This window comes from Streptomyces yangpuensis (assembly GCF_001005295.1).
GTDB classification, from domain to species: domain Bacteria; phylum Actinomycetota; class Actinomycetes; order Streptomycetales; family Streptomycetaceae; genus Streptomyces; species Streptomyces yangpuensis.
On sequence record NZ_LBMK01000001.1, the window covers coordinates 26,762 to 49,196 of the forward strand.

The 22,435-nt window shown below is 73.0% G+C and carries 17 protein-coding genes and 1 other RNA gene; 9 read left to right on the forward strand and 9 right to left on the reverse strand.

The window, feature by feature from the left end; translation table 11 throughout:
* Positions 1 to 79: 79 nt before the first annotated feature.
* Both AAT21_RS00100 and AAT21_RS00105 read right to left on the reverse strand, forming a co-directional pair.
* Complete coding sequence (locus AAT21_RS00100) at positions 80 to 874, reverse strand: ABC transporter ATP-binding protein (protein WP_046774703.1); 795 nt, start codon at positions 872 to 874, stop codon at positions 80 to 82.
* On the reverse strand, positions 867 to 1,775 hold the full coding sequence (locus tag AAT21_RS00105) for an ABC transporter permease (protein ID WP_046774704.1): 909 nt from the start codon (positions 1,773 to 1,775) through the stop codon (positions 867 to 869). The genes AAT21_RS00100 and AAT21_RS00105 overlap by 8 nt, the downstream gene beginning before the upstream one ends.
* A gap of 123 nt (positions 1,776 to 1,898) precedes the next feature.
* Between AAT21_RS00105 and AAT21_RS00110 the strand changes: the two genes are divergently transcribed.
* Positions 1,899 to 2,528: a TetR/AcrR family transcriptional regulator gene (locus AAT21_RS00110; protein WP_046775462.1), complete on the forward strand. Its 630-nt coding sequence runs from the start codon at positions 1,899 to 1,901 to the stop codon at positions 2,526 to 2,528.
* 66 nt (positions 2,529 to 2,594) lie between these two features.
* Here the strand turns inward: AAT21_RS00110 and AAT21_RS00115 are convergent, their stop codons facing one another.
* From AAT21_RS00115 to AAT21_RS00135, 5 genes are all read right to left on the reverse strand, one after another.
* Positions 2,595 to 4,856 carry a bifunctional glycosyltransferase/CDP-glycerol:glycerophosphate glycerophosphotransferase gene (locus AAT21_RS00115; protein ID WP_046774705.1) on the reverse strand — a complete coding sequence of 754 codons (2,262 nt, stop codon included), beginning with the start codon at positions 4,854 to 4,856 and terminating at the stop codon, positions 2,595 to 2,597.
* Between the two features lie 173 nt (positions 4,857 to 5,029).
* Positions 5,030 to 5,938: a carbohydrate ABC transporter permease gene (locus tag AAT21_RS00120; RefSeq protein ID WP_046774706.1), complete on the reverse strand. Its 909-nt coding sequence runs from the start codon at positions 5,936 to 5,938 to the stop codon at positions 5,030 to 5,032.
* Positions 5,935 to 7,251, reverse strand: a complete 1,317-nt coding sequence (locus AAT21_RS00125; RefSeq protein WP_046774707.1) for a carbohydrate ABC transporter permease — start codon at positions 7,249 to 7,251, stop codon at positions 5,935 to 5,937. Before AAT21_RS00125 ends, AAT21_RS00120 begins: the two co-directional genes overlap by 4 nt.
* 5 nt (positions 7,252 to 7,256) lie before the next feature.
* Positions 7,257 to 8,615, reverse strand: coding sequence for an ABC transporter substrate-binding protein (locus AAT21_RS00130; RefSeq protein ID WP_046774708.1), 1,359 nt, complete (start codon positions 8,613 to 8,615; stop codon positions 7,257 to 7,259).
* Positions 8,616 to 8,733: 118 nt separating this feature from the next.
* On the reverse strand, positions 8,734 to 11,790 hold the full coding sequence (locus tag AAT21_RS00135; protein WP_046775463.1) for an FHA domain-containing protein: 3,057 nt from the start codon (positions 11,788 to 11,790) through the stop codon (positions 8,734 to 8,736).
* A gap of 437 nt (positions 11,791 to 12,227) precedes the next feature.
* Here AAT21_RS00135 and AAT21_RS00140 point away from each other — a divergent pair, with 437 nt between their 5' ends.
* Together AAT21_RS00140 and AAT21_RS00145 are read left to right on the forward strand one after the other, a co-directional pair.
* Positions 12,228 to 13,997: a serine/threonine-protein kinase gene (locus AAT21_RS00140; RefSeq protein WP_046774709.1), complete on the forward strand. Its 1,770-nt coding sequence runs from the start codon at positions 12,228 to 12,230 to the stop codon at positions 13,995 to 13,997.
* 157 nt (positions 13,998 to 14,154) lie between these two features.
* Positions 14,155 to 15,405, forward strand: a complete 1,251-nt coding sequence (locus AAT21_RS00145) for a serine/threonine-protein kinase (RefSeq protein WP_046774710.1) — start codon at positions 14,155 to 14,157, stop codon at positions 15,403 to 15,405.
* 103 nt (positions 15,406 to 15,508) lie between these two features.
* On the opposite strand, the gene AAT21_RS00150 is transcribed toward AAT21_RS00145, so the two are convergent.
* Positions 15,509 to 16,510, reverse strand: a complete 1,002-nt coding sequence (locus tag AAT21_RS00150) for an isopenicillin N synthase family dioxygenase (protein ID WP_046774711.1) — start codon at positions 16,508 to 16,510, stop codon at positions 15,509 to 15,511.
* A gap of 313 nt (positions 16,511 to 16,823) precedes the next feature.
* Between AAT21_RS00150 and prfB the strand changes: the two genes are divergently transcribed.
* A complete protein-coding gene (gene prfB, locus AAT21_RS00155) occupies positions 16,824 to 17,933 on the forward strand; it encodes a peptide chain release factor 2 (protein WP_030962748.1) in 1,110 nt (369 codons plus the stop codon).
* Between the two features lie 142 nt (positions 17,934 to 18,075).
* Here the strand turns inward: prfB and AAT21_RS00160 are convergent, their stop codons facing one another.
* Complete coding sequence (locus tag AAT21_RS00160) at positions 18,076 to 18,267, reverse strand: hypothetical protein (protein ID WP_030662818.1); 192 nt, start codon at positions 18,265 to 18,267, stop codon at positions 18,076 to 18,078.
* Between the two features lie 236 nt (positions 18,268 to 18,503).
* Between AAT21_RS00160 and ftsE the strand changes: the two genes are divergently transcribed.
* The 5 genes from ftsE to ssrA all read left to right on the forward strand — a co-directional run bounded on the left by ftsE (position 18,504) and on the right by ssrA (position 22,423).
* Positions 18,504 to 19,193 carry a cell division ATP-binding protein FtsE gene (gene ftsE / locus AAT21_RS00165; protein ID WP_030771648.1) on the forward strand — a complete coding sequence of 230 codons (690 nt, stop codon included), beginning with the start codon at positions 18,504 to 18,506 and terminating at the stop codon, positions 19,191 to 19,193.
* A 16-nt stretch (positions 19,194 to 19,209) separates the two neighbouring features.
* Positions 19,210 to 20,163 (forward strand): permease-like cell division protein FtsX, encoded by a 954-nt coding sequence (gene ftsX, locus AAT21_RS00170; protein ID WP_046774712.1) that lies wholly within the window; start codon positions 19,210 to 19,212, stop codon positions 20,161 to 20,163.
* 67 nt (positions 20,164 to 20,230) lie between these two features.
* Entirely contained in the window at positions 20,231 to 21,448 is a 1,218-nt protein-coding gene (locus tag AAT21_RS00175; RefSeq protein WP_046774713.1) for a S41 family peptidase, read from the forward strand.
* Between the two features lie 18 nt (positions 21,449 to 21,466).
* Positions 21,467 to 21,952, forward strand: a complete 486-nt coding sequence (gene smpB / locus AAT21_RS00180) for an SsrA-binding protein SmpB (protein ID WP_030028291.1) — start codon at positions 21,467 to 21,469, stop codon at positions 21,950 to 21,952.
* Positions 21,953 to 22,034: 82 nt separating this feature from the next.
* Positions 22,035 to 22,423, forward strand: a transfer-messenger RNA (tmRNA) gene (gene ssrA / locus AAT21_RS34875).
* The last annotated feature ends 12 nt before the right edge of the window (positions 22,424 to 22,435 follow it).

Genomic DNA, 22,435 nt, shown 5'->3' on the forward strand with positions numbered 1-22,435 from the left:
GTTGCTGTGCCGCGGGTGCGGCGCCGTTGCGGGGGAGCTGCCCCCGAGCCTCAGACGCCGGCGGGGCTGGAAGAGCGCCTCAAGCGCCGGCGGGGCCGGGATGGGTGGAGGCTTCGTAGGCGGCGCAGACTTCTTCCGCCGGGCCGTCCATGCGCAGGACGCCCGAGTCCAGCCAGATCGCGCGGTCGCAGGTCTCGCGGACGGTGTTGACGGCATGGCTGACCAGGAAGACGGTGCCGGCGCGCTCGCGGAGCTCCTCGATGCGGGCCTGGCTGCGCCGCTGGAAGGCCGCGTCGCCCGTGGCCAGTGCCTCGTCGATCATCAGGACGTCGTGGTCCTTGGCGGCGGCGATGGAGAACCGCAGCCGGGCGCCCATGCCGGAGGAGTACGTCCGCATCGGCAGGGAGATGAAGTCGCCCTTCTCGTTGATGCCGGAGAAGTCGACGATGCCCTGGTAGCGCTCGCGGATCTGCTGCCGGGACATGCCCATCGCGAGGCCGCCGAGGATGACGTTGCGTTCGCCCGTCAGATCGTTCATCAGGGCGGCGTTCACGCCCAGCAGGGACGGCTGGCCGTGCGAGAAGATCCGGCCGCGGGCCACCGGCTGGAGGCCGGCGATGGCCTTCAGCAGCGTGGACTTGCCCGAACCGTTGGAGCCGATGAGGCCGATGGCCTCGCCCTCATACGCGGTGAAGGAGACGCCTTTGACCGCGTGCACCTCGCGCATGCCGGGGGTGGCCCCGCGGGAGAAGAGCCGGTTGAGGGCGGCGGTGGCGCCGCCCTTGCGGGCTCCGCTGCCGTGCACCTTGTAGATGACGTGGACCCCGTCCGCGATCACGGTGGGCACCCGGGTGTCGGTCTTCGTTTCAGCCACGTCCGTACGCCTCCTCTGCCTTCCAGAAGTAGGTGAACCCGCCGAAGCCCGCGAGCAGCGCCCAGCCGACGGCCAGCGGCCACACGTGGTGCGGGAGGGCGTGCGCGGGGAAGCTGTCGATCAGTGCGAAGCGCATCAGGTCGATGTAGACCGCCGGCGGGTTGACCTTGAGGGCCGTCAGCACCCAGTGCGGCAGGTCGTTCTTGCCGAGCATCTGGTCGATGGACCACATGACGCCCGAGGCGTACATCCACGTCCGCAGGACGAACGGCATCAGCTGGCTGACGTCGGGGCTCCTGCTGCCGATACGGGCCATGACCATGGCGCAGCCGGCGGCGAAGACGGCCGTCAGCAGGAGCGCCGGCAGGGCCAGGAGCCAGGCCGGGCCGGGCCGTTGGCCGAAGGCGAGCAGCAGGACGACCAGGGCGGCCATGGAGACGAGCAGCTGCTGGAAGAGCTGTACGACGGTGGAGAGGGGCAGGCTCGCGCGGGGGAAGTGCAGGGCGCGGACCAGGCCGAGGTTGCTGTGGACGGCGCGGGTGCCGGCGTTGACGGAGCTGCTGATGAAGTCCCAGACGAAGATGCCGGTGATCAGGAAGGGGACGTAGTCCGGCACGCCGTGGCTGGCCTTCAGGACGAGGCCGAAGATGAAGTAGTAGACCGCTGCGTTGAGCAGCGGGGTCATCAGGCGCCAGACCTGGCCGAGCTTCGCCGTGCTGTAGGTGGCCTGCATACGGGCGTTCGCGTACGCGGTCACGAAGTGGCGGCGCTGCCAGAGCTGGGCGATGTAGCGGGGGAGCGTGGGGCGGGCGCCGCTGAGCGTGAGGCCGTGGGCGGCGGCCAGCCGGGCGAGTTCCGCGGAGGTACCTGGCGCGGTCTTGGATGCGGTCGCGGTGGTCACTGGGTTCGCTTTCGCTTTCGACGTTGGTCGGGACGGGTCCGTATCGTCGCTACGGCGAGGTTATGGCGTCGACCGATGGAACGCAACCGTATCGTCGTGACGAGGCGCGGCTATGCTCTGTGCATGACCACGGACCCCGCCTCCTCCGCCCCCGCCCGTCGTGCTCCGGCCGGTGCCGCCGTCCTGCGCGAGGACGTGACCGAGGCGATCCGCGACGCGGTGCTGGAGGAACTGGCGGCGGTCGGCTTCTCGCGGATGTCCATCGAGGGCATCGCGCGGCGCGCCGGGGTCGGCAAGACCGCCGTGTACCGGCGCTGGAAGTCCAAGCTCCACCTGGTGCTGGACCTGATCGGCGCCTTCGCGGCGGACGGCCTGCCGGTGCCGGCGACCGGCTCGCTCTACGGGGACGTACGCGCCCTGCTGGAGGTCATGTCACACGTGCTGCGGCACCCCGTGGCCTCGGCGGTGATCCCCGACCTCCTGGTCGAGGCCTCCCGCAATCCGGAGATCGCCGACGCGGTCCGCGGCGCCCTCCTGGACGGCCAGCACCGCATGGCACAGGGCATCGTCGCGGACGCCGTAGCCCGCGGCGAACTCCCGGCGCAGATCAGCCCCGACCACGCCCTCGACCTGCTGATCGGCCCGCTCTACTGGCGCCAGGTCGTCGTCCGCGACGCGGTGACCCCCGCCCACCTGGACACCCTGGCCCACCAGGTGGTGGCCGGCCTGAAGTCGCCCACGGACCCGGCGTGACGGGGGTCCCGGCCGCCTCGTGAAAGCCGCTTCGCCGTGGCGGCCGCCGGGCGGCGTCGGCTCCGACTACGGCCGGACGTGGGCCAGGGCCGGCTCCGGGGTGGTGGTCGGTGGGGGTGCGGGGGCCGGGTGGCGGTCCGGGAGGGGGACGACCGGCGGGGCCGGGGTGGGCTGGCCCAGGAAGACCCGGCGGACCACCCGCTCCGCCGCGTGGCCGTCGTCGTAACTGCAGAAGCGGGCGCGGAACGCGGAGCGCAGCTGCGCGGAGCGCGAGCCCTGCCAGTGGCCCGTGGTGAAGATGTCCACCAGCTCCTCCTGGGTGCGGGCGATCGCGCCCGGCGGGCAGGAGCGCAGGTCGAAGTACGTGCCGCGGGCCGCCTCGTACGCCTCCCAGTCTTCCGCGTGGATCACGATCGGCCGGTCCAGCGCCGCGTAGTCGAACATCAGGGACGAGTAGTCCGTGACCAGTGCGTCGGAGGCCAGGCACAGCTCCTCCACCGAGGGGTGGGCGGAGACGTCCAGCAGACGCGGGTGGGGTTCCCACGGGCGGTCGGGTGCGTTCGCGTACGTCAGGTGCGTGCGGAACAGCACCGTGAAGCGCGGGCCCAGCTCCTGCAGGAGCCGCTCGAAGTCCAGGTGGTCGGGCCGGCTGCGGCGGTAGTCGCGGTGGGTGGGCGCGTACAGGATCGCCGTCGAGCCCGCCGGGATCCCCAGCCGCTCGCGCAGCTCCAGCACGTCCGAACGGGTCGCCCGGTGGAAGACGTCGTTGCGCGGGTAGCCGTATTCGAGGGTCGTGTAGGAGGACGGTACGGCCTTCTCCCAGACCAGCGTGGAGTGCCGGTTCGAGGAGAGCAGGTAGTCCCACTGGTCGGCGCCGCGCAGCAGGCCCGCGAAGTCCGTGGTGGGGGTGGCCGCCGGCCGGTCCTGGAGGTCGAGGCCGACCCGCTTGAGCGGGGTCCCGTGCTGCGTCTGCAGCAGGACCTGGCCGGGCCGCTTGACCAGCGCACGGTCGAAGTTGACGTTCGTGACCAGATATCCGGCCCGCGCCAGGGCGCTCCAGTACGCCGCCGAACCCGGCCGCAGCGCCACCGTCTCCCGCGGGAGCGTCGCCGCGTGCGCCGGGTCGCAGATCCACGCCGTCCGCATCCGGGGCGCCAGTTCCCGCAGCTTCGCCTCGATCGCCGCCGGGTTGCAGGCGTAGCCGCCGTGCCAGTACGCGGAGAAGACCGCGAGCTGTGGGCGCAGCGGCAGCAGCCGCTGGATCCGGTAGTGCAGCCGCAGCGCGGACTCCCGCAGGCCCCGCCCCAGCTCCGACGCGGCCCGGCCCAGGGCGAGCCCCGCCCGGCGCAGCACCGACAGCAGCCGGTAGCAGCGCCGGGCGCCCAGCCGCATCAGGGCGTGCCGGATCCGGTTGGTCCGCGACAGGGACAGCGGCAGCGAACCGCGGGCGCCCGGGGCGCGGTGGCGGCGCAGCAGGTCGGAGGCGCGGGCGAAGAACTCGGCCCGGCCGGCGCGCGGGAGGCGGCGCGTGTCGGCGTGGACGGCGCAGAAGTGCTCGGCCATCCGGCGGTGCAGGGTGGAGCGCCAGCGCTCCAGCTCGGGCCGCCCGGCGAGATAGCCGAAGACCCGGTCGTACTGGTCGAAGATCTCCAGGTGGCGGGGGGTGGAGGTGGTCAGGATCGATCCGGTGCGCCGCTGGCGGTAGTGGACGCAGACCCGGTCCAGCACGGCGACGGACTCCGCCGCGAGCAGCGCCGGGTAGGTCCAGGGGGTGTCCTCGTACAGTCCCGGCGGGAATTGAAGGCCTTCGCGTTCGACGTACTCACGGCGGTACGCCTTGTTCCACACCACCATCAGCATCGCGAGCAGGGCCGGGCGGTCGGCGAGCCGGAAGCTGGCTGGGCCCTCCTCGGACAGCCGGTGCGAGAGCCGGTTGCGCACCACTTCCCCGGACCAGTAGGCGCGCGCGTAGTCGTAGATCAGGACGTCGGGGGAGCCGGTGACCTTCAGCCGGTTGGTGAGGGCCTGCAGGGCGCCCGGGACGAGGGTGTCGTCGCCGTCGAGGAAGATCAGGTAGTCGCCGGTGGCCCGGGCCAGGCCCGCGTTCCGGGCCGGCCCCAGCCCCAGGTTGTGCGCGAGGTGCACCGCGGTCACCCGGGGGTCGCGGGCCGCGTACTCGTCGATGATCGAACCGCAGGCGTCGGGGGAGGCGTCGTCGACCGCGATCAGTTCCAGGTCCGGGCAGGACTGCGTCAGGACCGAGTCCAGACTCTCCCCGAGATAGGCCTGGACCTTGTACGCGGGCACGATGACGCTGAACCGGGGCACGGCACATCCAGGGGTCGGCGCGGGCATTCCGCCCAGGAACCCCCGGCGTGGCGGCCGGGTTACGCGGCGTGCGGCATTCGGGTTACGGAGCGTCGACGCCGCACGGGGGGACGGACGCCCGCCACGCGAAGGCCGTGCCGTCACGCGGGACCAGGCCGCCACATGGGGCCGGGCTACTTGACCGCGCCGGCCATCACCCCCGTGACGAACTGCCGCTGGAAGGCGAAGAAGACGACGAGCGGGACCACCATCGACAGGAACGCGCCGGGCGCCAGCACGTCGATGTTGTTCCCGAACTGCCGTACCTGCTGCTGGAGGGCGACCGTGATCGGCGGATGCGCCGAGTCGGCGAAGACCAGCGCGACGAGCATGTCGTTCCACACCCACAGGAACTGGAAGATGCCGAGCGAGGCGATCGCCGGGCCGCCCAGCGGCAGCACCACCCGGGTGAACAGCCGCAGTTCACCCGCCCCGTCGAGCCGGGCCGCCTCCAGCAGCTCGCGCGGGATCTCCGCAAAGAAGTTGCGCAGCAGGAACACCGCGAAGGGCAGCCCGAAGGCGGTGTGGAAGAGCACCACGCCCGCCGTGGTCTCGAACAGCCCGATGGTGCCGAAGAGTTCCGACACCGGGATCAGCGCCACCTGCACGGGTACGACGAGCAGTCCGACGACGACGAGGAAGAGCCAGTCCCGGCCGGGGAACTCCAGCCAGGCGAAGGCGTATCCGGCGAACGCGCCCAGGGCCAGCACCAGCAAGGTCGCCGGCACCGCGATCGCGAACGTGTTCAGCAGGGAGCCGGTGATCGTCTCGTTGGCCAGCAGCCGCTCGTAGTTCTCGGCGGTCAGGCGTGAGGGCGCGCCGAACACCTGCCACCAGCCGCCCTCGTTCAGGTCGGCCGGGGCGACGAGGGAGGAGATCAGCAGGCCCAGGGTGGGCAGCAGCCAGAAGAGCGCCGCCACGACCAGGAAGACGCGCACGGCCCCGCCGGCCAGCCGGCCGGCGGCCCGCCCCGCCAGGCCGCCCGCGGGGCGCGCGGCCCCTGCCGCCGGTCGCGTGGCCGGCGCCGTGTCGGAACGGCTCATCGGGCCCCCTCCTTCCGCAGGCGGCGGATGTTCACGAGCATCACCGGAATCACCAGCACCAGCAGCAGCACGGCGATGGCGCTGCCCAGCCCCGGATCGGCGTCGGTGCCGAAGGACGTCCGGTACAGCTGGAGCGCCAGCACGTTGGCGTCGTCCTGGACCGCGCCCGGCGCGATCACGAAGACCAGGTCGAAGATCTTCATGACGTTGATGACGAGTGTGACGAGCACGACCGCCAGCAGGGGAGCCAGCAGCGGGACGGTGATCCGCCGGAACACCTGCCACTCGTTCGCCCCGTCCACCCGCGCCGCCTCCAGCAGCTCGCGCGGTACGGCCGCCAGCCCGGCCCCGATCAGCACCATCGCGAACCCGGCCCACATCCACACGTACGCCCCGATGACCGCCGGGGTGACGAGCGCCGGGCCGAGCCACTGCACCCCGCCGTACGCCTCCCGGAAGTTCACCGCGGGCAGCCGCAGCAGGGCTCCGTCGGCCTTCGCGGACAGAGTGAAGGTGCCGTCGGCCCGGGCCGTCGCCGTATCGACGACCCGGCCGTCCCGCACCGCCTCGATCCGCATCCCGGCGAAGCCCTGCTCGCTCGGGTCGACGACGTTCGTCGCGCCGCCCCCGCCCCGGGTGAAGTCCTGCCAGACGGTGCCGGTGACCTCCCCCGGCACGGCCGCCGCGGTGCCCGCCGTACGGGTCCCCCCGGGCAGCGTCTCCGGGGCCACGCCCACCAGCGGGAGCAGCACCGGGACCCCGGCGCGCACCGGCTCGCGGGTCACGAAGGCGCCCCCGCCGGCGTCCGTCAGCGGCGAGTCACGGCCCGGCCGGGCCTTGGGGAAGGCCGAGGACTGCGCGAAGGTGTCGTGGACGCCGACCCAGACCGCGTTGGCGACGCCGCGGCCCGGGTCGTGGTCGTAGACGAGCCGGAAGATGATGCCCGCCGCCAGCATCGAGATCGCCATCGGCATGAACACCAGCAGTTTGAACGCCGTTCCCCAGCGCACCCGTTCGGTGAGCACCGCGAAGATCAGCCCGAGGGCGGTGGCCGTGGCCGGGGCGAGCACCACCCACACCGCCGTGTTCTTCAGGGCGGTGCGGATGCCGTCGTCGGCGAAGATCTCCCGGTAGTTGTCGCCGCCGACGAACACGTCGCCGGAGCGGTCGAAGAAGCTGCGGTAGAGGGAGTAGCCGATCGGCTGCACGACGAGCGCGCCGAGCAGCACGAGGGCCGGCAGCAGGAACGCCGCCGCCACCAGGCGGCGGCGCCGTGCCTCGGCGGACGGGCCGTGCGCGGCGGAGGCCGTCACGGGGATCAGTTCCCGTAGGCCTTGGCCGCGTCCGCCTCCAGTTTCGCCTGGGTGCCCGCCACGTCGGAGGGGTTGGCCAGGAAGTCCTGCAGCGCCTTCCACTCGCCCGCGCCCGGGGTCCCTCCGAAGGCCGCCGGTGCCTGGTCCGACATGTCGAAGCGGAAGTCGTCGCCCGCCGCGATCAGCGACTGGGCGATGCCGCGCTGGATGTCGTTCGGGTACACCGCCGGGTCGACCGACTTGTTGGGGGAGAGGAAACCGCCCTCGCGGGCCTGGATCTGCGCCGCGTCCGGCGACGCCAGGAAGGTCAGCAGCGCCTGCGCGCCCTTCGACGGCTTCAGCGCGACGGCCACGTCACCGCCCGAGACCACCGGCGCCTTCGCGCCGACCGCCGGGAACGGGAAGACGAGGGCGTCCTCGCCGATCTTCGCCTCGGTCTGCGCGATGTTCACCGCGACGAAGTCGCCCTCGAAGACCATCGCGGCCGCCGGCCGGTCGCCGCCCGTGAAGGTCTGCGTCACCGACTTCGGGAACTCGGTGGCCAGCGCCCCGCTCGTGCCGCCCGCCAGGAAGTCCCCCCGTCCGAACAGTTCGCCGAGCGTGGTCAGGGCCTGCTTGACGCTGTCGTCGGTCCACTTGATCTCGTGCTTGGCCAGCCGGTCGTACTTCTCCGGGCCCGACTGGGAGAGGTAGATGTTCTCGAACCAGTCCGTGAGGGTCCAGCCGTCCGCGCCCGCCACCGAGACCGCCGGGGTGCCCGACGCCGACAGGGTGTCCGCCGCGGTGATCAGTTCCTTCCAGGTCTTCGGCGGTTTGACGCCCGCCGCCTCGAAGGCCTTCGCGTTGTACCAGATCAGCGACTTGTTGGCGGCCTTGTAGTAGACGCCGTACTGGGTACCGCCGACCGCGCCCAGCGACTTCCAGCCCGCCGAGTAGTTCTTGTCCAGCTGCGCCTGCGCCTCCGGGCCCACCGGCTGCGCCCACTTGTTCTGCACCGCCGAGACCAGTGCCCCGACCTGCGGCAGCAGCGCCACGTCCGGCGGGGCCCCGCCGGCGATCTTCGTGCCGAGGAAGGTGACGATCGGGTCCTGGGCCGGGACGAAGGTGACGGTGGCCCCCGTCCGCTTCTCGAACTCCTTGAGGACCTTGGTGAAGTTCTCCTGCTCGGGGCCCGTCCAGACCGCCGCGACCTGGAGCTTCTCCCCGTCCAGCCTCGGTAACTGCACCCCCGGCGAGGCCGTGGCGCCCTGGGGCGGCCGGGGCTCCTGCCCGGCGTCGCCGCCGCACGCGGTCAGCGCGAGTGCGCCCGCCGCGGCCAGCGCCGCCCACCTGAGATGCGTACGGCTCGTTCCGTGCTCGCGCATGGCTCTGCCCCCGATACCCGTGGTGTGTCCCGGACCACAAGGTCTACGCCGACCCGCGCGGCCCCGCAATACCGCGTCGCGGTGACACGCGCGAGGCCGGGCCGGCTCCCGGGCCGGCTCAGGGAGCCGGCGGGAACAGCACGGGTGTCGCCGAGACCAGGTGCGCGGCCCGGTCCAGGGCGCTCGCCAGCAGCGCGAGGTCGGTCGGGCCGTTGCCCAGCTCGCGCACCGGCCTGCGGGCCGGCGGATCGCCCATCCGCTCCCACTCCACGGGCACCACCGTCGGCCGCAGGGTCGCCGTCCGGGGGATCCGCCCGGTGACCCGGCCGGCCTGGAACGGGACCGTACGGCCGTCCGCGAAGCGCAGCACGCCACGGCCGGGCCCCGGCTGGTCCGGCGCGTCGAGCTCCACCCGCAGGGGCGCCATCCGGGCCGGACCGGTGTCGGCCGTACGGTCCGGGCGGGAGGTGCTCGCCACCAGGTGCACGCCGAGCCGGGCGCCGTCCCGGGCCACCGCCTCCAGCGCCCGGACCACCGAACCGGCGGCGGGGCGCCCCGCACTGCCCAGCCCGGGTGCGACCAGCGCGTCGAGGTCGTCCACCAGCACCACCAGGCGGGGCAGCGGGCTCGGCCCGACCGGATCCGTACGGGTGGCCGCGGCGCGCAGCCGGAGCGTCCCCGTCCGTACCGGCTCGCCCTGGCCCGGCCGGCCGGCGGCCGGGCCGCCGTCGCCGCGGACCTCGCCCGGCGCGGGCCGGCGGGGCGCCACCATCCGGCCGGACACCTCGCGCTGCGCGTGCCACTCGGCGAAGGGCACGCCGTCCAGCAGCTCGGCGCGCCGCTTGAGCTCCGCACCCAGCGCCTGCGCGAACTCCCGCATGCGCAGCGGATCGGAGGCGACCAGGTGGGCGGAGACGTGAGGCAGCTCGGTGCAGGGCAGCAGTCCGTCGCCGCGCTCGCCGCCCGCCCCGTCGAGGAGGAGCAGCCCGAGCCGGTCGGGCCGGGCGCCCGCGGACAGCGACGCGGCCACCGAGCGCAGCAGCTCGGTCCGCCCGCTTCCGGCGGGGCCCTCGACGATCAGGTGCGGGCCGTCGTGGACCAGCTCGGTGCCGACGGGCCCGCGCCGTCCGCTGCCCAGCACGATCTCGGCCAGGCCGCCCTGGCCCTGCCCCTGGTCGGTGGCGGCCGCCCAGCGGGCCATCAGGGAGGCCGGAGTGGCCCGGGCCAGCCCCAGCTCGTCCAGCAGCCGGGCCGTGGCCGGCAGGGTGGCCGCCGTGGGGCGGCTCGGCCCGCCGGCACCGCCGTCGGTGGGCCGCAGGGGCGCCAGCGCCCGGGCGAACCGCTCGGCCCAGGCCGTGGAGACGGCGTCGGAGACGGCCGTGGCGCCGGTGGGGACCGGCCGGCCGCCGCAGACCTCGAAGGTCCGTACGGCCGTGGCCACGTCCCCGCTGAGGAGGGCGACGGCACCGCAGTCCCGGAAGGCCGGGGTGGCCGCGCAGGCGGTCTCGTAGGTGTCGGAGACGGGCGAGGCGGGGGTGGCGGCCGGGGCCTCGGCGAGCGCCAGGACGTGGATCCCGGCGGCCGGGCCGTGCGAGGCGAGCCGGCCGGTGATGTCGCGCAGCGCGCCGGTGCCGGGGTCGCCGTCCAGGACCAGGAGCGTGTACGGGCCCGCGTGGGCGCCGGCCGCCTCGCGGACCTGTCCGGCGGGGGCGCTCGCCCAGTGGGCGCCGAGCGGGCCGTCGTCCAGGCGCCGGGTCAGCTCGGCGGTGCGGGCGGCGGCCTGGTCGCGGTCGTAGGCGAGGAGCAGACGGCAGTCCTGGCCGTGCGCGGGCCGTACGTGGGGCAGCCAGCCCAGCCAGCCCCAGTCGCGCCGCCGGTCGGCGAGCGGCCGGGCCCGGTCGGCGCTGACGAGCACGATCTCCAGCTGTCCCGGGGCGTGCAGCCCCGCGAGCTGCGCGACCACCCAGCGGGCGGCCCCGGACAGCCGGGGCCGCGGGCCGGCGATGCCGAGGGCGCCGACGGCGGGCAGGGACACCCGGCTCCCGGCGCCGAGCCCGACCTCCAGCAGCGCGTCCCGGCCGGCCGGCCCGGAGGTACGGGACCACAGGCGCCCGGTCGGCCCCATCGCGGCCAGCAGCAGCGCGGCCGGGTCGTCGGGGTGCGGCGCGGCGGCGGTGACGACGGTCTCCGGCAGGGCCTCCGCGGCGTCCTCGCCGCGCACCCATTTGCGGGCCCACGCACCGAGGCCCTTGCGGCGTCCGGAGCCGGGCCGGGCGCCGTCCGGTCCGGGGGCGCCGGAGGGGCCGGGGGAGCCCGGGTGGGCCGCACCGGCCGGTCCGTACGGCCCGGCGGCCTCGGTGGGCGTGCCGGAGGCGTCCGGTGGCGTGCCGGGGGCGGCGGCCGGCGCGGGCGGGGCGTACGCCCCAAGGCCGGGGCCGGCCGGGCCGCGGGCGCCCGCGGCCGTGCCGGGGGCGTCGGGGAAGGCACCCGTGGGGCCGTCGGGGCCGTCGGCGGCTTGGTGCCCGCCGGGTGCGGCGAGGGCCAGGTGGCCCTCCTGGTCGGGGGTCACCGGCAGCGAGGGCGTGCCCGCGGGCGCCAGTCGCAGGGTGGACTCGCCGACCCGCAGCAGGGCTCCCGGGGGCAGGGCGACCGGCTGGGCGCCGACCGGGGAGCCGTCGAGGGTGGTGCCATTCGTCGAGTTCAGATCGGCCACGGCGACCCGGCCTTCGTGGACCACCGTCACCGCGCAGTGCATCCGGGAGACGTCGGGGTCGTCCAGCGGGACGTCGGCGTCGCCGGACCGGCCCACCCGGATCTGCCCGCCGTGCAGCAGGTGCACCCCGCCCGCGTCGGGTCCGGCCACGACGTGCAGCTGGGGTGCGCCCAGGCCGTCCTCGGGCAGTACGTCCGGCATCGGCGCGTGCAGCGCCAGCACCGCGCCGTCCACCAGCGGCGGCTCGCCCAGCACCCGCCGCTGCAGGTCGAGGCGCTCGGAGCCCGCGTACAGCACGACCGTGCCCCCGGTGTCGGGGCCGCCGACGGTGGCCGCGAGTCCGGAGGCGACCGCGGCCAGCGCGGTGCCGACGGGCGCGGTGACGAGCACGTCACAGCTCGCCGGGGCGGTCGCGGCCTGGTGGCCGCTGCGCGACCCGAGGACGGTCAGCCGGATCTGCATCGCCGTCAGCGGTCCCTTCTGCGCGGTGCGCGGTGCGTGCGCCCGGCAGGGGACCCCGTGACATGACTGCCCGATCGCCCCCCGCCCGGCACGGACGCGTCGTCCGGTCAGGTCTGCCCGGAAGGCGCGGCTCCCGTCCCGTGCCGTTCCGTACGGGTGCATCCTCGCACCTGTCGCGGACAACACGCCCGGCACCCGGCAAGAAATGATCTTGATCTGTCGCGGGGTGCGCCGGGGGTCGATCGAATCCGGACCGCGAGCGGGGGAAACAAGGTGAAAATCGCCTGCGGCATACCCCGAAAACGTCACCCTCCGTACATATGTGCGGCAACCAACCTCCGGGGACCCGCGTCTTCCCGGGGGACACCCCCTAGAGTGGGCCGGAAAACCCACTCGACGGATCGACCACAGCAGACGACAGCAGGGGAGCGCGAGACGTGCGGCCAGTCGGCAGTAAATACCTGCTCGAGGAGCCGCTCGGGCGCGGCGCCACGGGTACCGTCTGGCGCGCCCGCCAGCGGGAGACCGCCGGTGCGGAGGCCGCCGTCGCGGGACAGCCCGGCGAGACCGTGGCCATCAAGGTCCTCAAGGAGGAGCTGGCCCAGGACGCGGACATCGTCATGCGCTTCCTGCGCGAGCGCTCGGTCCTGCTGCGCCTGACGCACTCCAACATCGTGCGCACCCGCGACCTCGTCGTCGAGGGCGACCTGCTCGCCCTGGTCATGGACCTGATCGACGGTCCGGACCTGCACCGCTACCTGCGCGAGAACGGCCCCTTCACGCCGGTCGCCGCGAGCCTGCTGACCGCCCAGATCGCCGACGCGCTCGCCGCCAGCCACGCCGACGGCGTCGTGCACCGCGACCTGAAGCCCGCCAACGTGCTCCTCGACGAGCGCGGCGGCCAGATGAAGCCGATGCTGACCGACTTCGGCATCGCCCGCCTCGCCGACTCCCCGGGCCTGACCCGCACCCACGAGTTCGTCGGCACCCCGGCCTACGTCGCCCCCGAGTCCGCCGAGGGCCGGCCCCAGACCTCCGCCGTCGACATCTACGGCGCCGGCATCCTGCTCTACGAGCTGCTCACCGGCCGCCCGCCGTTCGCCGGGGGCACCGCGCTCGAAGTGCTCCACCGCCACCTCAGCGAGGAGCCGCAGCGCCCCTCGACCGTGCCCGAGCCGCTCTGGACGGTCGTCGAGCGCTGCCTGCGCAAGGAGCCGAACGAGCGCCCCAGCGCGCAGAGCCTGGCCCGCGCCCTGCGCGTGGTGGCCGCCGGCATCGGCGTGCACTCCTCGGCCGCCGACGTGGAGGCCGCGCTCGGTGTGGGCGCCCTCCTCGCGCCCGACCCCTCGCCCGCCCCGGTCCCCGAGACCCCCGGCGCCGCGGACCCCACCCAGGTGCTGCCGTCCGGGGCGGGCTCCCCGGCGGGCGCCTACGACCCGAACGCGATGACCAGCGTCATGCCGCCGGTCGGCGCCGCCGACGCCACCTCGGTGCTGCCGAGCACCGGGGGCCCCGGGGCCGACCCGACCTCGGTCATGCCGCCCGTGCAGCAGCCGGACGCGCCGCACCCGTGGCAGAACCAGATGCGGGCCGCCCGCGACCGCAACGAGCAGACGCAGATCCAGTACCTCGACCCGGAGGACGACCCGCTGCGCCGCCGCCCGCAGCGCCAGGCGCCCCCGCCGCCGCAGCACCGGCCCCAGCAGCCGCCGCAGTACCGGCAGGGACCGCCGCCGCAGCAGCAGCAGTACCAGCAGCCTCAGCAGCCGCAGTACCGCCAGCCGCAGCAGCCTCCGCAGCAGCAGTACGCGCCCCCGCCCCCGCAGCACTACCAGCCGCAGCAGCGCCAGCCCCAGCAGTACCAGCAGCCGCAACAGCCCCAGCAGCCCCAGTACCGGCAGCCGCAGCAGCCCCAGCAGGCCCCGCCGCAGCCGCCGGCCCCCCGGGAGCCGCGCGAGCCGCGCCGCCGCAGCGCCAACCCGGTGCGGATCCCCGGCCTCGGCTGCCTCAAGGGCTGCCTGGTGCTGATCCTGGTGTTCTTCGTGGCGGGCTGGCTGATCTGGGAGCTCACCCCGCTCCAGGAATGGGTCGGCACGGGCAAGGGATGGTGGGACCAGGTCTGGGCCTGGGGCTCCGGAGTCGTCGACTGGGTCACCACGATCGGGGACGCGGCGAACTCGGGCTCCTCTGGCCCCGCCAACCCCTGAGACAGGGCCCGGCGACGACTTCGTGGATTTGTCGACATCCGGCACGTGATTTCGCCCCCAGAAGTGAAGGTCGTCGCGAATCGGGCCCCCTGCTTGCCTCCGAAGCCCGCCGGGCCGCGTAGCTTTGGGGCGTACGCCAGCCACTGAGGGAGCAGTCGTGGCACGGAAGATCGGCAGCCGGTACACCGCGCACCAGATCCTGGGGCGCGGCAGCGCGGGCACGGTGTGGCTGGGCGAGGGGCCCGACGGGCCCGTCGCCGTCAAACTCCTGCGCGAGGACCTCGCGTCCGACCAGGAACTGGTCGGACGCTTCGTCCAGGAGCGCAGCGCCCTGCTCGGCCTGGAGCATCCGCACGTCGTCTCCGTCCGCGACCTCGTCGTGGACGGCAACGACCTCGCCCTCGTCATGGACCTCGTCCGCGGTACGGACCTGCGCACGCGGCTCGACCGCGAGCGCCGGCTGGCGCCCGAGGCGGCCGTGGCGATCGTCGCGGACGTCGCCGACGCGCTGGCCGCGGCGCACGCGGCGGGGGTGGTCCACCGCGACGTCAAGCCGGAGAACGTCCTGCTGGACATGCAGGGCCCGCTCGGCCCGGGCGGTTCGCACCCGGCCCTGCTGACCGACTTCGGCGTGGCCAAGCTGATCGACTCCCCCCGGCGGGCCACCGCGGGCCGGGCCACCGCACCGACGACGCGCATCATCGGCACCCCGGACTACCTGGCGCCGGAGATCGTGGAGGGGCTCCCCCCGCGCGCGGCCGTCGACATATACGCCCTGGCCACCGTCCTGTACGAGCTGCTGGCCGGATTCACGCCCTTCGGCGGGGGCCACCCGGGCGCGGTCCTGCGGCGGCACGTGACCGAGACGGTCGTCCCGCTGCCGGGGATCCCGGACGAGCTGTGGCAGCTCATCGTGCAATGCCTGGCCAAGGCCCCGGCCTCGCGGCTGCGGGCCTCGGAGCTGTCGGTCCGGCTGCGCGACCTGCTGCCGATGCTGGCCGGGATGCCGCCGCTGGACGTGGACGAGCCGGACGACGCGGAGCCGGAGCCCGCCGCCCCGGAGGAACCCTCCGCCGACCCGGTGCGACGGCGCAGCGTGGTGCCCCTGGTGCCGGGGTCGGCGACCGACTCCAACCGGGACACCCACACCTCGATGCGGGTGCCGGGGCCGGACGAGCTGGCGGGCGGGGCGCTGGGCACGGCCCGCGTGCCGCGCCCGGCCGGCGGGCACCGGCCCGGCTCGGCCCGGCACCGCGCCGAGGCCGCCCGCAAGCGGCGGCTGACCCTGTCCGCGGTGGCGGTGGCCCTGGCCGCCGCGGTCGGCCTGGGCAGCTGGCTGGCGCTGTCGGGGGGCGACGAGCCGAAGCCCCGGCAGGACAACAAGCAGTCCGTTCCGCGGGTGCCGTAGCGGGTGCCGCGCCGCGGTCGGGGGCTCTGCCCCCGAACCCCCGCGCCTCAATCGCCGGCGGGGCTGGAACAGCGGGGCTCCGAGAAGCCCCGCGCAGCGGACTCTAGACCGTGGCCAGTTCCGGGTGCCAGCGGCGGGCCACGGCCGGGTGGGCGCGGACCCAGCCCTTCAGCTCGTTGCGGCCGTACTCGGCGTGCAGCGGGTTGGAGGCGTCGTGCGCGATCCCGGGGGCCGAGCGCAGGTAGTCGCCCGGGACGGTGTCGATCACGGCGTCCAGCCGCGGGTTGTAGAAGAAGGGCACCGAGTACCGCTCCACCGCGCCGGGCGGGCTGACCACCCGGTGGTCGGTCGCCGTCAGGTAGCCCTCGGTCGCGATCTCCAGCAGTTCGCCCAGGTTCACCACGAACGCCCCCGGCATCGGCGGCACGTCCACGTAGCCGCCGTCCCGGACCACCTGGAGGCCGCCCACCGAGTCCTGCAGCAGCAGCGTGAGGAAGCCGTAGTCCTTGTGCGCCCCGACCCCCTGGTCGGTGCCGGACGGGGCCGACCCCGGGTAGCGGATCAGCTTGGTGTGCAGGTGGGGGCGGTCGGCGAAGGCCTCGTCGAAGAAGTCGGCCGGGGCGCCGATCGAGACCAGGAGCTCCCGCAGCAGGCGGTGCGCCACCGCCGCCAGCCGGGACTGCCAGTCGAGGACCACCGTACGGAGCTCGGGCAGGGCGGCCGGCCACTGGTTCGGGCCCTCCAGCCACAGGTACGGCGGGTCGCCCGGGCCCACCTCCGGCGCCGGGCGCTCCGCGCCCACGTCCAGCTGGTCGCGCCAGTCGGAGGCGCCGCCGGTCAGCTCGTGGCCGATACGGGTGTAGCCGCGGAAGTGCGGGGAGTTCAGGTTGCTCACGGCGAGCCGGTCGGCCTCCGGGAGGGCGAAGAAGGCCCGGGTGACCTCCAGGATGCGGGCGCTCTCGGCGGCGGTGACGCCGTGCCCGGTCAGGTGCAGGAAACCGGTGTCCCTGGCTGCTGCGTGCAGCTTCTTCAGGAAGTCGGCCCGCTGGGCCGGGTCGTCGGCCTGGGAGAGGTCCAGGACGGGGAGAGAGTGCGCGGACGGCATGACGGCTCCGTTTCGGATGTCACGGGGTCCTGTTCCCCAGAGGTGGAGGGGTGCGGGTGGGGTGGGGCCGCCGGCAGGGATGGCGCCGGGGCCGCATGGCTCGCGTACAGGACCAAGTCGGATCGGTGCGGATCAGGCTTGGGTTCGGTCCGGCGGCAGACAGCTCGTCGTCGTGACGCGCATGAAGTCCACATGGCGACGCTTGACGAGGTGAACGGTCATACGGTGAGCGTACGCCCGTGCGAGCCTTCATCAGAACGGGTGATCCGGCCTGCCCGGACGGCCTTGCCCGCGGACCGGCTACGCTGGACCCGTGGCAGTCGTCGATGTTTCCGAAGAGCTGAAGTCCCTCTCCTCGACCATGGGGTCGATCGAGGCCGTCCTGGACCTCGACAAGCTGAGGGCAGATATCGCCGTGCTCGAGGAGCAGGCCGCCGCGCCGTCCCTGTGGGACGACCCGGAAGCCGCCCAGAAGATCACGAGCAAGCTTTCGCACCTCCAGGCGGAGGTCCGTAAGGCCGAGACCCTGCGCGGGCGCATCGACGACCTCGGGGTGCTGTTCGAGCTCGCCCAGGAGATGGACGACGCGGACACCCTCGCCGAGGCCGAGACCGAGCTCGCGTCCGTGCGCAAGGCACTGGACGAGATGGAGGTCCGGACCCTGCTCTCCGGCGAGTACGCCGAGCGCGAGGCCCTGGTCAACATCCGCGCCGAGGCCGGCGGCGTCGACGCCTCCGACTTCGCCGAGCGCCTCCAGCGCATGTACCTGCGCTGGGCCGAGCGCCACGGCTACTCCACGGAGATCTACGAGACCTCGTACGCGGAAGAGGCCGGCATCAAGTCGACCACCTTCGTCGTCAAGGCCCCTTACGCCTACGGCACCCTCTCCGTCGAGCAGGGCACCCACCGCCTGGTGCGCATCTCGCCCTTCGACAACCAGGGCCGCCGCCAGACCTCCTTCGCCGGCGTCGAGGTGCTCCCGGTCGTCGAGACCAGCGACCACGTCGAGATCGACGAGTCCGAGCTGCGTGTCGACGTGTACCGCGCCTCCGGCCCCGGCGGCCAGGGCGTCAACACGACCGACTCGGCCGTGCGCATCACCCACATCCCGACCGGCATCGTCGTCTCCTGCCAGAACGAGCGCTCGCAGATCCAGAACAAGGCCAGCGCCATGAACGTCCTCCAGGCCAAGCTGCTGGAGCGGCGCCGCCAGGAGGAGCAGGCCAGGATGGACGCCCTCAAGGACGGCGGCAGCTCCTGGGGCAACCAGATGCGCTCCTACGTCCTGCACCCGTACCAGATGGTCAAGGACCTGCGTACGGAGTTCGAGGTCGGCAACCCGCAGGCGGTTCTCGACGGCGAGATCGACGGCTTCCTGGAGGCCGGAATCCGCTGGCGCAAGCAGCAGGAGCAGACCGCGTAAGGCGCGCAGACACACCCGCGCCCGCACGGAACACAGGAAGGGCCCGGACACCTCAGGTGTCCGGGCCCTTCCGCTGCATGTGATCGGTACGCGGCGCGGGCACCGACGAGTACCGGCGCCGGTCCCGCCCGGACAGCGCCTCCTAGGCGGTCTGCTGGGCCACCAGCACCAGAGCTGCCACGAGCACCACCATGAGCACGATGAGAGCCACGGGGTTCAGGCCGGAGAAGGGGCCCTCCTGCTGGAGGCGCTCCCGGTTCGCCCGGCACACAGGGCAGCGGCCCTGGCTGACGGGTGCGGCGCAGTTCGCGCACACGAGCCGGTCATATGTCATGCGCTCCTCCTCTCGTCCCCTCGGTTTTCCTTCTTGCCTAACGGCGTGGGGAACCGGACCGTTCCCCCTACCACTGTGCCAGCTTCGCCGACATTCGGCGCGGCCCGTCCGGGCAATCGCGGTCCGGACCCTCCAGGACCATGGGATAAACCGGACAACTCCGGTTGCCGGGTCCACACCTCGCGCCCGTTCGCGTATGGTCACGCACACCTACTCCCGGCGACCATGGTGCACCCGTGATCCGATTCGACAGCGTCTCCAAGTCCTACCCGAAGCAGAGCCGCCCCGCACTCAGAGAAGTCTCCCTCGACATCGCGAAGGGCGAGTTCGTCTTCCTGGTCGGCTCCTCCGGCTCCGGCAAGTCCACGTTCCTGCGCCTGATCCTGCGCGAGGAGCGGGCCAGCCACGGCCAGGTGCACGTCCTGGGCAAGGACCTCGCCAAGCTCTCCAACTGGAAGGTCCCGCAGATGCGGCGCCAGTTGGGGACCGTCTTCCAGGACTTCCGCCTGCTGCCCAACAAGACGGTCGCCGAGAACGTGGCCTTCGCCCAGGAGGTCATCGGCAAGCCGAGGGGTGAGATCCGCAAGGCGGTCCCGCAGGTCCTCGAACTCGTCGGCCTGGGCGGCAAGGAAGACCGCATGCCCGGCGAACTCTCCGGTGGCGAGCAGCAGCGCGTGGCCATCGCCCGCGCCTTCGTCAACCGCCCGGCGCTGCTGATCGCGGACGAGCCCACCGGCAACCTCGACCCCCAGACCTCCGTCGGGATCATGAAGCTGCTGGACCGGATCAACCGGACCGGAACCACCGTGATCATGGCGACGCACGACCAGCAGATCGTCGACCAGATGCGCAAGCGCGTCATCGAACTCGAACAGGGCCGACTCGTGCGCGACCAGTCGCGCGGCGTCTACGGCTACCAGCACTGAAAGGCCCCCCAGAGTCATGCGCGCCCAGTTCGTCATGTCCGAGATCGGCGTCGGCCTCCGCCGCAATCTCACCATGACCTTCGCGGTCATCATCTCCGTGGCCCTGTCGCTGGCCTTGTTCGGCGGCTCCCTGCTCATGAGCGAGCAGGTCGGCAAGATGAAGGGCTTCTGGTACGACAAGGCCAACGTCACGCTCTACCTCTGCAACAAGCAGGACGCCCAGGAGGCGGGCGATGCCGCCGCCAAGAACGGCACCCCGGGTGTGGCCACCTGTGCCAAGGGCGCGGTCACCGAGGACCAGAAGAAGCAGATCGAGGCCGAACTCAAGCAGATGTCCCTGGTGAAGTCCGTCGCCTACGAATCGGCGGACGAGGCCTACAAGCACTACCAGGAGCGGTTCGGCAACACGGCCCTCGCCTCCTCCATCACCCCGGACCAGATGCAGGAGTCCTTCCGGGTCAAGCTGAAGGACCCGGAGAAGTACAAGGTGGTCACCTCCGCCTTCGCGGGCCGGGACGGCATCCACACCGTCGACGACCAGCGCCAGGCCATCGACGACCTGTTCAAGATCCTGAACTACCTCAACATGGCCGCCATCGGCATCATGCTGATCATGCTGGTCGTGGCGCTGCTCCTGATCGTCAACACCGTGCGCGTCTCGGCGTTCAGCCGTAGGCGGGAGACCGGGATCATGCGACTCGTGGGCGCCTCCAGCTTCTACATCCAGGTCCCCTTCATCATGGAGGCCGCCGTCGCCGGGCTCATCGGCGCCCTCTTCGCCTGCGCCATGCTCGTCTCCGGCCAGTACTTCGTGATCGACCACGGCGTGGGCCTGCGCGAGAAGATCCAGCTCATCGACTTCATGGGCTGGGGATCGGTGCTGGCCAAGCTCCCGTACGTGCTGTTCATCGGCCTCCTGATGCCTTCCATGGCCGCTTTCATCGCTCTGCGCAAGTACCTGAAGGTGTGACAAGCGCCCCGCGAGCGGTCCGGTCAACCATCCGTACCGGCGCGGGGCTTGTCCTAGACTCGGCGCCATGCTGGGCTTGCCGAGTATCCCCGCCTTCTGTCTGCGGCCCCGCGACCCACGTCGCGGGGCCGTTTTGACGTTAACCTTCGTCGGCGTCGTCGCCGTCGGCGCGTTCACCGGCTGCTGGGACCGTGCGGACGGTGCCGCCGCCGCCGCCGCGGCCGTGGCCCGTACGGACACACCCGCACCCGCGCCTGCACCCGCGCCGGGGACCGTGCGCGCGGAGGGCACCGCCGACCGCGAGGCGGTCGCCCGCGCCGCCGCCGAGGCCGTCGCCGAGGGCAAGTCCGGCAAGAAGGCCGCGCAGGAAGTGGTCAGCCGCAGCGGCGACCGCTGGGGCACCGTCTACGACCGGGGCGAGTACGCCGCCTTCGCCGAGGGCCTCGACGGGCACTGGACCGGTGTCGGGGTCTGGGCCGTGCGCGCCCAGGACGGCATGATCACGGTCGACGGCGTCGAGCCCGGCGGCCCCGCCGCCCGGGCCGGCCTGCGCGCCGGTGACCGGCTGCTGAGCGTCGACGGACACGGGGTGACCGGGCTGGCCGTGGCCGACGTGGTCGCCCTGCTCCGCGGCACCGCCGGCACCCCCGTCGTGCTGAACCTCAGCCGGGACGGCGCCGACCTCACCGAGACCGTGGTGCGCGAGCGGCTGCGCATCGAGCCGGTGACCGTGCGGCGGCTCGCCGGCGACGTCACCGTCATCAAGGTGACCTCCTTCACCCGCGGTTCCGGCGACCGGGTCAGGGCGGCCGTCCGCGCGGCCCCGCCCGGCGGCGGGGTCATGCTCGACCTGCGCGGCAACCGGGGCGGGCTGGTCGCCGAGGCGGTCACGGCCGCCTCCGCCTTCCTGGACGGCGGGCTCGTGGCGACCTACGACGTACGGGGCGAGCAGCGCGTGCTGAACGCGGCGCCGGGCGGGGACACGACCCGGCCGCTGGTGGCCCTCGTCGACGGCGGCACGATGAGCGCCGCCGAGCTGGTGACGGGCGCGCTCCAGGACCGGGGCCGGGCGGTGGCGGTGGGCAGCCGGACCTTCGGCAAGGGCTCGGTGCAGATGCCGACCGAGCTCCCGGACGGCTCGGTGGCCGAGCTGACGGTGGGCACGTACCGCACGCCGGCGGGCCGCAGCCTCGACGGCGGCGGCATCACCCCGGACGTACCGGCCGGCGAACGGGCCGAGGAGCGGGCCGTCACGGTATTGGGTGGCCTCGGGGTGGGGTCGTAGTGCGAAAATGACTGCACTATGGCTAAGGAAAAAGGGCGCAAGCTGATCGCCCAGAACAAGAAGGCGCGGCACGACTACGCGATCCTCGACACCTACGAGTGCGGTCTCGTGCTCACCGGTACCGAGGTGAAGTCCATGCGCCAGGGCCGGGCCTCGCTGGTGGACGGCTTCGTGTCGGTGGAGGGCCGGGAGGCCTGGCTCTACAACGTGCACGTGCCGGAGTACAGCCAGGGCACCTGGACCAACCACAGCGCCCGGCGCAAGCGCAAGCTCCTCATGCACCGCGAGGAGATCGACAAGCTGGAGCGCAAGGCCGACGAGTCGGGTCACACGATCGTGCCCCTGTCCCTGTACTTCAAGGACGGCCGGGCGAAGGTCGAGATCGCGCTGGCGAAGGGCAAGAAGGAGTACGACAAGCGGCAGACGCTGCGGGAGAAGCAGGACACCCGCGAGACGAACCGGGCGATCTCGGCCATCCGTCGCAAGCAGCGCGGCACGGTTTAATCACCTGGCACGCGGTGGTCCACTTCGCGTACCATGGCGTCAGCACCGCCCCCCGGGGTGGAGCACATTGTTAAAAAAACATGGGGATGATCGGTTTCGACAGCGGATGTCGATGCAGGGGAAGCGAGCCGAGGAAGCGGCAATGATCTCGCTAACCATATGTCGCAAAAAATAATCGCCAACTCCAAGAGCGATAACTCCCGCTTCACCCTCGCTGCCTAATAACAGTGAGCTGAAGCCTCTGTGAGGAGCGTCAGCCCGGAAGTGGTCCCGGTCCGGATCCTGGCGTCAACTAGGGATCTAAACCTCTAGCCCCGGTCACGGGGGTTGGAGGGAAATCAAACAGTGACTGAGCCCGTCGGAGACTTGTCCGTGTGATCTCCGGGGCCGAGAAAAGCGCAGCGGACTGCGCTCGGAGAAGCCCTGCTTCTGCACCGTTGGACGCGGGTTCGATTCCCGCCATCTCCACTCATCCCATGTGGG